An 11,451-nucleotide genomic window follows, 5' to 3' on the forward strand; every position below is an offset into this window, starting at 1 on the left:
TTAAACGCTGAGCGCGGCGCGCAGTTGCGCTTCGAGTTGCACGGCATCGAGTTCCTGACCGATCAGCACCAGGCGCGTGACGCGCGCTTCCTCGGCACCCCACTGGCGGTCGAAATGCTTGTCGAAACGCGTGCCCACACCCTGGATCAACAGGCGCATCGGCTTGTTCGGAATCGCCGCGAAACCTTTCACGCGCAGAATGCCGTGTTGCACCACGAGTTGCGTCAGCGCGTCGAGCAGCAGGCTTTCATCGGCTTGCGGCAGTTCGATGGAGATCGAATCGAAGGCGTCGTGATCGTGATCGTCGTCATCACCGTCATGGTGGTGATCGTGGTGACTGTGGCGGCTGTCGATATGCTCCTCAGAGCCGGTACCGAGGCCGATCAACACGTCGAGCGGCAGGCGGCCGTTGCTGGCTTCGATGATTTTTACCGCTGGCGGCAGCTCTTCGGCGACTTCAGCGCGCACCCGAGCCAGATCTTCCGCGCTGGTCTGGTCGGCTTTGTTGAGGATGACCAGGTCAGCACTGGCCAGTTGATCGGCGAACAATTCGTGCAGCGGCGACTCGTGATCAAGGTTCGGATCGAGTTTGCGCTGGGCATCGACCTGATCCGGGAACGCGGCGAAGGTGCCAGCAGCAACAGCCGGGCTGTCGACTACGGTGATGACTGCGTCGACGGTGCAGGCGCTGCGGATTTCCGGCCACTGGAAGGCTTGCACCAACGGCTTGGGCAGGGCCAGGCCGGAGGTTTCGATAAGGATGTGATCGAGGTCACCGCGACGGGCGACCAGTTCGCGCATTACCGGAAAGAACTCTTCCTGCACCGTGCAGCACAGGCAGCCGTTGGCCAGCTCATAAACACGGCCACTGGCCTCTTCTTCGGTGCAGCCGATGGTGCATTGCTTGAGGATTTCACCGTCGATGCCGAGCTCACCAAACTCGTTGACGATCACCGCGATGCGCCGGCCCTGAGCGTTATCGAGCATGTGCCGTAGCAGCGTGGTTTTGCCCGAACCGAGGAAACCGGTGACGATGGTGACGGGGAGTTTGGCCAGTGTTTTCATCGGTATGCCCTTTGGCAAGCGGCGGGCATACGGGACGAGAACCGGCAGCGCGCGTGCACGCCGGAAGCATTCGCCACCGGATCACCCCGCCCGGTTGTAGTGAGAATCTGTGACGAGGCAGGTCTCCTGGCTGACGGCGTTCAGGCGCGGGGCTTGGCATTCGCTGCGCCTTCCCGCTGGCTCATCGGTTGAGCTGGCAGTGGCGTGGCAACGAACATCACCGTTCACAGTTGCGGGGGCAGCCGCGGCTTCGACCGCGTTCCCTTCTTAGCTTCGGCGAGTGCCGAAGAACCTCGAAAGCGCAAGGCTACGCATGGGTCCGTCGTGGGTCAATGGTCGGTGAGTCTGAAACTGGGGGTATATCCGTTGCTGCGGTAACGGCTTCCTATGGTTTCGCTCTTACAGCGAGTCCCTTTTTCAAACGCCGGAGTGCCGGCCCAGCAAAAAGGAACCAAAAGGCTTTGCCCCGGCGTACGGCCCGCTCGCTGGAACTCGGGGCACCTTCGTTACGGGACCGATCCCGGAGCGAAGGAACCCGAGCCTGCGAGGGCCGAACGTAGGAGCAAGCGTTTTTTTGCTTACTTTTTTTAGGCGTTTGTAAAAAAAGTGAGTCGCCGTAAGGGCGAAACCCTAAGCAGCCGTTACCGCAGCAACGGATATACACACAAAAACACCCGAAAAAAACGCCCCCCCGCAGCAACGGATCCGCCCCCGGAAATTGACTAAAAACCCAAACCCATGTTCTCCTGCCCACCTTGTTTCGGGTGCCCTTCACAGGGTGAAACGGGAAACCGGTGAATCATGTGCTTTACTCAAAGCCATGTCAGTCCGGTGCTGCCCCCGCAACGGTAAGCGAGCGAAGCGTCAGATCCACTGTGCCCCGGCATGGGAAGGTGACGCTTGCAGATCGGCCTCGTGCCAACCCCTCGTGAGCCCGGAGACCGGCCCGCAACACCCAGCGCGCGCAAGCGCCGCTGACCACAAACAAACCCGCGGTGGGCGGGCGCTGTTCGAAATCCCTGCGTGCCCGGCTCGCAGGGATTTTCATGCGCTCTGTTTACCCGCTGACATTTCAGAGGGAAGCGCTATGTCGATCATCAGCAATACCGTTAGCCACACTGACCACATTTCCAGCAGTACCACACTCGGCCAACGCGTGGCCGCCGCCCTCTTCGCCTCGATCCTCGGTGCCAGCCTTGTCTGGTTCGCCGGTTTCTCGCACATCGAAGCGGTGCACAACGCCGCCCACGATACCCGCCACAGCGCTGCGTTCCCGTGCCACTGAGGCTTGCCGAGATGATCAAGCGTATCGCGCAAACCGCAGGCTTCAGCGGCTTGCTGGCCGCCCTGCTGCTGACCTTGCTGCAGAGTTTCTGGGTTTCGCCACTGATTTTGGAGGCGGAAACCTTCGAGAAATCCGAACCGGTCGCGCAAGTCCACGAACACGCCGCTGGCACTGCCGCGCACAGCCACGATGGCGAAGCCTGGGAGCCGGAAGACGGCTGGCAGCGGGTGGTCTCGACCACTGGCGGCAATCTGGTGGTGGCGGTGGGTTTCGCCTTGATGCTTGCCGGTCTGTACACCCTGCGCGCGCCGACCAAGACCTCGCAAGGACTGCTCTGGGGTCTGGCCGGTTACGCGACGTTCGTTCTCGCGCCGACCTTGGGCCTGCCACCTGAATTGCCGGGCACTGCGGCCGCCGATCTGGCATCGCGGCAGATCTGGTGGATCGGCGCTGCCGCTTCGACCGCCGTCGGCCTGGCACTGATCGCCTTCAGTCGTCACTGGCTGATGAAGCTTCTTGGTGTGGCGATTCTCGCCGTGCCGCATGTAATCGGCGCGCCGCAACCGCAGGTGCATTCGATGCTCGCTCCAGAGGCATTGGAAACCCAGTTCAAAATCGCTTCGCAGCTGACCAACGTTGCATTCTGGCTGGCTCTAGGCCTGATCAGCGCCTGGTTGTTCCGCCGCAAAAGCGCAGGGCACTATCAGGCATGACCGATGACCGCGCAGCGCCGACTCTGGTGGTCGGCTTCGGCTGCCAGCGCGGCTGCCCGGCCAGTACGTTGCGTGCGTTACTCGATCAGGCGTTGCAGGCGCATCGCATTGAACTGCGAGCAGTCAGGGCTTTGGCCAGTATCGATCTCAAGCGCGACGAACCGGGTCTGCTTGAACTGGCCACCCAACTGAACCTGCCGCTGCAGTATTTCAACAGTGCCGAGCTGGCGCCCTATCAACAGCGTCTCAGCCATCAATCGCAAATCGCCTTTGAGCGCACCGGCTGCTACGGCGTGGCAGAAAGCGCCGCGCTGGCGCTGGCCGAGCAACTGATCCAGGCGCCGGCGAAACTGCTGATTCCCCGGCAGAAATATGCGCAGGCGACGCTGGCGTTGGCCGGCGCTGCATAAAATCCCGATAATCCCCGCCATCGATCATGAGCACACTTCATCTGAGGTGCGGCTGCGCTTCTTACCAAGGATTCAACGATGACCGTCTACTTCATCGGCGCCGGCCCCGGCGACCCCGAATTGATCACCGTGAAAGGCCAGCGCCTGATTCGCAACTGCCCGGTAATAATCTACGCCGGTTCGCTGGTACCGGCGGCCGTTCTGGAAGGTCACCAAGCCGAAAGCGTGGTCAACAGCGCTGAGCTGCACCTTGAGCAGATCATCGACTTGATCAAGAGCGCCCACGCCAAAGGCCAGGATGTGGCCCGCGTGCACTCCGGAGATCCCAGTCTGTACGGCGCGATTGGCGAGCAGATTCGCTATTTGCGTGAGCTGGGCATTCCTTTCGAGATCATTCCCGGCGTGACGGCCACCGCGGCATGCGCAGCGCTGCTCGGCGCCGAGTTGACTCTGCCGGACATCTCGCAAAGCGTGATTTTGACCCGTTACGCCGACAAGACCGCGATGCCGGCGGGGGAAGAACTGGCCAGCCTGGCGCAGCACGGCGCGACCATGGCGATCCACTTGGGGGTCAATCATCTGGAGAAGATCCTGGTTGAATTGCTGCCGCATTACGGCGCGGATTGCCCGATTGCCGTTATTCATCGCGCGACATGGCCGGATCAGGATTGGGTGATAGGTACGTTGGCGGACATTGCCGACAAGGTCCAGGCCAAAGGCTTTCGACGTACGGCGCTGATTCTGGTCGGGCGGGTGCTGGGCAGTGAGGTATTCAGCGAGTCTTCGCTGTACCGCGCCGGGCATGCACATCTTTATCGCCCTTGAAGGCGCTTTCGCGAGCAGGCTTACTCCCACAGGGGAATACATTTCAATCTGGGAGCGAGCCTGCTAGCGAATAGCGCACAGCAAATGTTGCCCCATAAAAAAACGGCGCTCACGGGGCGCCGTTTTTCATGTTCGCAGCGAACGCCTTAGTAGTAGGCGTTTTCTTTCTGCGTGTGGTCGGTCACGTCGCGAACGCCCTTGAGCTCAGGAATGCGCTCGAGCAAAGTGCGCTCGATGCCTTCCTTCAAGGTCACGTCGGCCTGGCCGCAGCCCTGGCAACCGCCACCGAACTGCAACACGGCAATGCCGTCCTCGACCACATCGATCAGGCTGACCTGACCGCCGTGGCTGGCCAGCCCCGGGTTGATCTCGGTTTGCAGGTAGTAGTTGATGCGCTCGTTGACCGGGCTGTCGGCATTGACCATCGGCACTTTGGCGTTCGGCGCCTTGATGGTCAGCTGGCCGCCCATGCGATCGGTGGCATAGTCAACAACGGCGTCGTCAAGAAAAGCTTCGCTGAACGAGTCGATGTAGGCGGTGAAGCTTTTCAGCCCCAGCGCGGTATCTTCAGGCTTCTCTTCGCCCGGCTTGCAGTAGGCAATGCAGGTTTCGGCGTACTGGGTGCCAGGCTGGGTGATGAAAACGCGGATGCCGATGCCTGGGGTGTTCTGCTTGGAGAGCAGATCGGCCAGGTAATCATGGGCGGCGTCGGTAATGGTAATAGCGGTCATAAAAACTCCTCGCAGGCTTGGGCGCAGTTTACGCCAATCGGCGCGACTGACAAAGTCCTAGTATTTTTGTCGGGAAAGAATCTCGGCACACGCCTGCGAATGCTCAAAGGTTCTCGTACCGGTTCATATCCAGCACACCCTCTTCCACCGGATCGGTTTCGTGGATGTACTGGCTCAGATCGTGGAAATACAGCCAGAACTGTGGATGACTGCGACGAATGCCCCAGCGCTCGACGATTTTTTCGAACCGATTGGCATCCCGGGCATTCTCCATCGCATCCACAAACGCTGGCACCTGCTCGGCCGGTACGTTGAACATGAAGTTCGGGTAACTGGTGAGTACGCCCGGATAGATCGTCAAGGTGTCGAGACCCGGTTGATAGCGCCGCGACTCACCGAGCAAAAACGCCACGTTGCTGTGGGCACGGTTGCGCAGCACGCTGTAGACCTCGCGCTTGCCACTGGCGGTTTCAACGCGCAGCAAGGTCGCTTCGGGCAACTGGTCGATGACTTTCAACCCTGCGGCCGGTCGCGAGGCCAGGCGGCTCAAGGCCTGCTCTGCGTTCTGCAATGCCGGATCGATATTCGGCCGTGAGCAATAAGCGCCGCCACAGCGATTGATCGGGTCTGGCCGCGCGTTCAGATCGCCATAGCGCGCCAGCAACTGCAGGGCGAAGTCGCGTTTCGGGTCTTTTTCGTCGAGTTTCAGCGCGGTCGGTTTGTCGTCATCGATGGCCTCGTAATCGAGCCACATCTTGAACTGGCCGCCGTCCTGATACCAATCGTTGAGGTAGTCCTCGCGCGAGTCGGCGGGCATCAGGCGCAGGAAGTTCTGCTCGGCGCCGTTGCGGATCAGGTCGAAATACAGGCGCGTCTGCGCCTGATGGGAGACGTTGCCGAAGACATCGAAGTTGACCGCAAGCTGGTAATAGGTGCGCTCCAGCAGCGGATAGTCGAACAGCCACATCGTCTGCGGCACCTCACCGATCAAACCCTTGGTAACCGAGGCGCTGTCAAAGTGGCGGAAAATGCTCAGCAAGGCGTTGTTGTTGCCGGCCCACAGCGTCGACCAGCTCGGCGCCGGCAGTTCGGCATAGCTGTCACGGCGCAGGGCTTCGTACTCGTTGCGCTTGTCGCGATAGTTGCGCCACAGGCTCAGCACGCTGCCGACATCATCGTTCTGCCCCGGCATCGCCAGCAGCGGCGTGGCCTGGCCACGGTAGTTCGGGTCGGTGATGTAGAGATCATGTTCCGGCGCCTGGAACAGCGCCCAGAAGTTGTCGCGAATCACGTCGGTCGCGATCTGCCCACGGCACACCGGGCCGCGAATAAAGGTGCGGACGAAGTATTCAGCGTTATCGAGCATGAACTGATAGCGCGCCTGCGCCGGAATCGCCTCGAAGGTGGCAAACGGATTGGCACGGCTCTGCGGGCCGTAACCCGGCAGCGCGTTGACCTGCCAGTTGCCGCTGTAGAACAGACTTTTGATCCGGGCCATTTTCGCCGCGCTCAGCGGATAGGTGATGTGCGTCTTGTGCACGATCACCCCTTGCACCGGCCACAAGCGGTAATACACCTGCGTGCCCGGGTCGTCGTTCGGGCGGCGCGTGGCGATCAGATCGATCGGCTGGCCGCTCGGGGTGCGCGAACGCACCCACTGGAAATAATGCCCCGGCTCGCCGTCCTTGAAATAGATGTGCGCCAGATACCAGTGTTCGAACAGCCAGCGCCCGACCAGACTCTGCCGGGCGCCGGGGGCGTTGATCAGGTTTTCCCATTGCGCGATTTGCAGCGCCTCTTGCGCACTCGGCGTCAGGCTCTGCTCATCAATCGGTGCGCCAGACGCCAGCCAGCGCTGCAAGGTCTGGTATTGCTGGTCGGTCAGGCCAGTGACCGCCAGCGGCATGCCCTCTTTCGGGTGCGCGCCGGCATAGCCGTCGAACTCGGCAGGCATCGGACATAGATTGTTGCGATTGAGCCCAAGAACAATTTCTTCGGGCAGCTTGGCGTTGGGCGTCAGCGGCGTCTTGTGGCCGAGTTCGAGCATGCGCGCCATCAGCGCGGCCTGACTGCCCTGGGCGTCGAGCACCGAGTAAAAGTCTTTCTGCTGCCAGGCGCGCTTGCCGAAGGCGTCGTAAAACAAGCGCGTGGTCGGTGCAGCCTGGGTACGTTCGCCGTCGTACACCGGCATCTTGCTCGCGCCACGGGCGGCGCCTTCGCCACTGCCCAAATTGAGCTGGCACGCCGAGTCGTAACAGGCATGGCAGGCCACGCACTTCTCGGTGAAGATCGGCTGTATATCCCGGCTATAGGAGATAACAGAAGAAATGGCAGGATCTTGCGCCGCAACGCTCCCGCTCAGGACCAGCAACCATAAACTAATGAAGCGGTAAGGCATGCTGCTGATCCTGATGGTAAAAAAAGGCTGCGATTCTACCGTTATGACGTCCGTACCAACATGAGCGATATTCATGCAAAAGCTGCGCATGCTCCAAAAGCGCACAGGTTTGCTATGATCCCGCTCCTTCGTAATGGTCTTTCCGAGTAGTCCACATGTCCGATCGCAGCGTCCGCCTTCAAGCTCTCAAGCAAGCCCTCAAAGAGCGCATCCTGATTCTCGACGGCGGGATGGGCACGATGATCCAGAGCTACAAGCTCGAAGAGCAGGATTATCGCGGCAAACGCTTCGCGGACTGGCCGAGCGACGTCAAGGGCAACAACGACCTGCTGGTGATCACCCGTCCGGACGTGATCGGCGGCATCGAAAAAGCTTATCTGGACGCCGGTGCCGACATTCTCGAAACCAACACTTTCAACGCCACGCGCATTTCCATGGCCGATTACGGCATGGAAGAGCTGGCGTACGAGTTAAACGTAGAAGGCGCACGTCTGGCGCGCAAGATTGCCGACGCCAAGACCGCCGAAAACCCGGCCAAGCCGCGCTTCGTTGCCGGCGTGCTCGGCCCGACCAGCCGCACCTGCTCGCTGTCGCCCGACGTCAACAACCCCGGCTACCGCAACGTCACTTTCGATGAGCTGGTGGAAAACTACACCGAAGCCACCAAAGGCCTGATCGAGGGCGGCGCCGACCTGATCCTGATCGAGACGATCTTCGACACCCTCAACGCGAAAGCGGCGATCTTTGCCGTGCAAGGAGTGTTCGAAGAGCTGCACCTCGAACTGCCGATCATGATTTCCGGGACCATCACCGACGCCTCCGGCCGTACCCTGTCGGGGCAGACCACCGAAGCGTTCTGGAACTCGGTGGCCCACGCCAAGCCGATTTCCGTAGGCCTGAACTGCGCCCTCGGCGCCAGCGAACTGCGACCGTACCTTGAAGAGCTGTCGAACAAGGCCAGTACCCACGTTTCCGCGCACCCGAACGCCGGCCTGCCGAACGAATTCGGCGAATACGATGAACTGCCGTCGCAGACCGCCAAAGTCATCGAAGAATTCGCCCAGAGCGGTTTTCTCAACATCGTCGGCGGCTGCTGCGGCACCACGCCGGGCCACATCGAAGCCATCGCCAAAGCCGTGGCCGGTTACGCGCCACGTCAGATTCCGGACATCCCCAAGGCCTGCCGCCTCTCGGGTCTGGAGCCGTTCACCATCGATCGCAGCTCGCTGTTCGTCAACGTCGGCGAGCGCACCAACATCACCGGTTCGGCAAAATTCGCCCGCCTGATCCGTGAAGACAACTACACCGAAGCCCTCGAAGTCGCTCTGCAGCAGGTCGAGGCCGGCGCGCAGATCATCGACATCAACATGGACGAGGGCATGCTCGATTCGAAGAAGGCCATGGTCACCTTCCTCAATCTGATCGCCGGCGAGCCGGATATCTCGCGCGTGCCAATCATGATCGACTCGTCGAAATGGGAAGTCATCGAAGCCGGCCTCAAATGCATTCAGGGCAAGGGCATCGTCAACTCGATCAGCATGAAAGAAGGCGTCGAGCAGTTCATCCATCACGCCAAGCTGTGCAAGCGCTACGGCGCTGCGGTGGTGGTGATGGCCTTCGACGAAGCCGGCCAGGCCGACACCGAAGCGCGCAAGAAAGAGATCTGCAAACGCTCCTACGACATTCTGGTCAATGAGGTCGGCTTCCCGCCGGAAGACATCATCTTCGACCCGAACATCTTCGCCGTCGCTACCGGCATCGAAGAGCACAACAACTACGCCGTCGATTTCATCAACGCCTGTGCCTACATCCGCGATGAGCTGCCGTATGCACTGAGCTCCGGCGGTGTGTCGAACGTATCGTTCTCGTTCCGAGGCAACAACCCGGTGCGTGAGGCGATTCACTCGGTGTTCCTGCTCTACGCCATCCGCGCCGGCCTGACCATGGGCATCGTCAACGCCGGTCAGCTGGAGATCTACGACCAGATCCCGGTCGAGCTGCGCGACGCCGTCGAAGACGTGATTCTCAACCGCACCCCGGATGGCACCGACGCCCTCCTAGCTATTGCCGACAAGTACAAAGGCGACGGCAGCGTCAAGGAAGCCGAGACTGAAGAGTGGCGCAACTGGGACGTCAACAAACGTCTGGAACACGCGCTGGTCAAGGGCATCACCACGCACATCGTCGAAGACACCGAAGAATCCCGGCAGTCGTTTGCGCGGCCGATCGAGGTGATCGAAGGCCCGTTGATGTCCGGCATGAACATCGTCGGCGACCTGTTCGGCGCCGGCAAAATGTTCCTCCCGCAAGTGGTGAAATCCGCGCGGGTGATGAAGCAGGCCGTGGCGCACCTGATCCCGTTCATCGAACTGGAAAAAGGCGACAAACCGGAAGCCAAGGGCAAGATCCTCATGGCTACGGTCAAGGGCGACGTGCACGACATCGGCAAGAACATCGTCGGCGTGGTGCTCGGTTGCAACGGCTATGACATCGTCGACCTCGGCGTGATGGTCCCGGCCGAGAAAATCCTGCAGGTTGCCAAAGAAGAAAAGTGCGACATCATCGGCCTCTCCGGCCTGATCACGCCGTCGCTGGACGAGATGGTCCACGTTGCCCGCGAAATGCAGCGTCAGGATTTCCATCTGCCACTGATGATCGGTGGCGCGACGACGTCGAAAGCGCACACCGCGGTGAAGATCGAACCGAAGTACAGCAACGATGCCGTGGTCTACGTGACCGACGCCTCGCGCGCCGTCGGCGTGGCGACGCAGTTGCTGTCCAAGGAATTGAAAGCCGGTTTCGTCGAGAAGACGCGCCTGGAATACATCGACGTGCGCGAGCGTACGTCCAACCGCAGCGCCCGCACCGAACGCCTGAGCTACGCCGCTGCCATCGCCAAGAAGCCGCAATTCGACTGGGCCAATTATCAGCCAGTGAAACCGACCTTCACTGGCAGCAAGGTGCTCGACAATATCGATTTGAAGGTGCTGGCCGAATACATCGACTGGACGCCGTTTTTCATCTCCTGGGACCTGGCCGGCAAGTTCCCGCGCATCCTCGAAGACGAAGTGGTCGGTGAAGCCGCCACTGCGCTGTACAAGGACGCCCAGGAAATGCTCGCCAAGCTGATCGACGAGAAGCTGATCAGCGCCCGTGCGGTGTTCGGTTTCTGGCCGGCCAATCAGGTCAACGAAGACGACATCGAGCTGTACGACGACAACGGCAAGCCGCTGGCCAAGCTGCATCACTTGCGTCAGCAGATCATCAAGACCGACGGCAAACCGAACTTCTGCCTCGCCGACTTCGTTGCGCCGAAGGACAGCGAAGTCACCGACTACGTCGGCGGCTTTATCACCACCGCCGGCATCGGCGCCGAAGAAGTGGCCAAGGCCTATCGAGATGCTGGTGACGACTACAACTCGATCATGGTCAAGGCCCTCGCCGACCGCTTGGCCGAAGCCTGCGCCGAATGGCTGCACCAGCAGGTGCGTAAAGAGCACTGGGGTTATGCGAAGGACGAGACCCTCGACAACGATGCGCTGATCAAAGAGCAATACCGTGGCATCCGCCCCGCCCCCGGCTACCCGGCCTGCCCGGATCACACCGAGAAAGCCGCGCTGTTCACCTTGCTTGATCCCGAAGCGGCTGAAATGCGTGCCGGACGCAGCGGCGTGTTCCTCACCGAGCATTACGCGATGTTCCCCGCCGCTGCGGTCAGTGGCTGGTACTTCGCCCATCCGCAGGCGCAGTACTTCGCCGTGGGCAAGATCGACAAGGATCAGGTGCAAAGCTACACCGCGCGCAAAGGCCAGGATCTGAGCGTGACTGAGCGCTGGCTGGCGCCGAACCTGGGTTACGACAGCTGATACACCGCCAGGGCCTGAGGCTCTCAGGCCCTGGCGGGCTCTATCGGTTTCAGGGTCGAGAAGGCCCAGGTTGCGGTGACGCTGGGCCCGTTTGTGCCTGGACCGCTGGCGTTTTTGCCAGTTCCGCGCGGGTCAGCTCCTTGAGCTTGAGAGTCCCG

At 60.9% G+C, this 11,451-nt stretch carries 8 protein-coding genes and 2 riboswitches; of the genes, 5 read left to right on the forward strand and 3 right to left on the reverse strand.

Annotated features, from left to right (window positions below):
• The gene (cobW, locus tag ACMYUN_RS02260; RefSeq protein WP_415762658.1) at positions 1-1,065 is read right to left on the reverse strand and encodes a cobalamin biosynthesis protein CobW; all 1,065 of its coding nucleotides are present in this window, start codon (positions 1,063-1,065) and stop codon (positions 1-3) included.
• 98 nt (positions 1,066-1,163) lie between these two features.
• Positions 1,164-1,376: riboswitch (cobalamin riboswitch) on the reverse strand.
• A gap of 434 nt (positions 1,377-1,810) precedes the next feature.
• A riboswitch (cobalamin riboswitch) is annotated at positions 1,811-2,030 on the forward strand.
• A 122-nt stretch (positions 2,031-2,152) separates the two neighbouring features.
• Between cobW and ACMYUN_RS02265 the strand changes: the two genes are divergently transcribed.
• The 4 genes from ACMYUN_RS02265 to cobM all read left to right on the forward strand — a co-directional run bounded on the left by ACMYUN_RS02265 (position 2,153) and on the right by cobM (position 4,298).
• Positions 2,153-2,350 (forward strand): CbtB domain-containing protein, encoded by a 198-nt coding sequence (locus tag ACMYUN_RS02265; protein ID WP_016774486.1) that lies wholly within the window; start codon positions 2,153-2,155, stop codon positions 2,348-2,350.
• 11 nt (positions 2,351-2,361) lie between these two features.
• Entirely contained in the window at positions 2,362-3,063 is a 702-nt protein-coding gene (locus ACMYUN_RS02270) for a CbtA family protein (protein ID WP_415762659.1), read from the forward strand.
• Complete coding sequence (locus tag ACMYUN_RS02275) at positions 3,060-3,473, forward strand: cobalamin biosynthesis protein (protein WP_415762660.1); 414 nt, start codon at positions 3,060-3,062, stop codon at positions 3,471-3,473. Before ACMYUN_RS02270 ends, ACMYUN_RS02275 begins: the two co-directional genes overlap by 4 nt.
• Positions 3,474-3,551: 78 nt before the next feature.
• Entirely contained in the window at positions 3,552-4,298 is a 747-nt protein-coding gene (gene cobM / locus ACMYUN_RS02280) for a precorrin-4 C(11)-methyltransferase (RefSeq protein ID WP_415762661.1), read from the forward strand.
• A 146-nt stretch (positions 4,299-4,444) separates the two neighbouring features.
• Here cobM and nfuA read toward each other — a convergent pair whose 3' ends face one another.
• On the reverse strand, positions 4,445-5,029 hold the full coding sequence (nfuA, locus tag ACMYUN_RS02285; protein WP_003225494.1) for a Fe-S biogenesis protein NfuA: 585 nt from the start codon (positions 5,027-5,029) through the stop codon (positions 4,445-4,447).
• Between the two features lie 103 nt (positions 5,030-5,132).
• Entirely contained in the window at positions 5,133-7,427 is a 2,295-nt protein-coding gene (locus tag ACMYUN_RS02290) for a fatty acid cis/trans isomerase (RefSeq protein WP_415762662.1), read from the reverse strand.
• 155 nt (positions 7,428-7,582) lie between these two features.
• Between ACMYUN_RS02290 and metH the strand changes: the two genes are divergently transcribed.
• Entirely contained in the window at positions 7,583-11,293 is a 3,711-nt protein-coding gene (gene metH, locus ACMYUN_RS02295) for a methionine synthase (RefSeq protein WP_415762664.1), read from the forward strand.
• Positions 11,294-11,451: the final 158 nt, after the last annotated feature.

It is taken from the genome of Pseudomonas sp. CP4, from assembly GCF_047758505.1.
Taxonomy (GTDB): Bacteria; Pseudomonadota; Gammaproteobacteria; order Pseudomonadales; family Pseudomonadaceae; genus Aquipseudomonas; species Aquipseudomonas fluorescens_AO.

What these genes read in the sequence shown, in the direction of transcription:
- cobW (WP_415762658.1), bottom strand. Translation starts at nt 1,065, where the DNA reads ATGAAAACACTGGCCAAACTCCCCGTCACCATCGTCACCGGTTTCCTC.
- ACMYUN_RS02265 (WP_016774486.1), top strand. Translation starts at nt 2,153, where the DNA reads ATGTCGATCATCAGCAATACCGTTAGCCACACTGACCACATTTCCAGC.
- ACMYUN_RS02270 (WP_415762659.1), top strand. Translation starts at nt 2,362, where the DNA reads ATGATCAAGCGTATCGCGCAAACCGCAGGCTTCAGCGGCTTGCTGGCC.
- ACMYUN_RS02275 (WP_415762660.1), top strand. Translation starts at nt 3,060, where the DNA reads ATGACCGATGACCGCGCAGCGCCGACTCTGGTGGTCGGCTTCGGCTGC.
- cobM (WP_415762661.1), top strand. Translation starts at nt 3,552, where the DNA reads ATGACCGTCTACTTCATCGGCGCCGGCCCCGGCGACCCCGAATTGATC.
- nfuA (WP_003225494.1), bottom strand. Translation starts at nt 5,029, where the DNA reads ATGACCGCTATTACCATTACCGACGCCGCCCATGATTACCTGGCCGAT.
- ACMYUN_RS02290 (WP_415762662.1), bottom strand. Translation starts at nt 7,427, where the DNA reads ATGCCTTACCGCTTCATTAGTTTATGGTTGCTGGTCCTGAGCGGGAGC.
- metH (WP_415762664.1), top strand. Translation starts at nt 7,583, where the DNA reads ATGTCCGATCGCAGCGTCCGCCTTCAAGCTCTCAAGCAAGCCCTCAAA.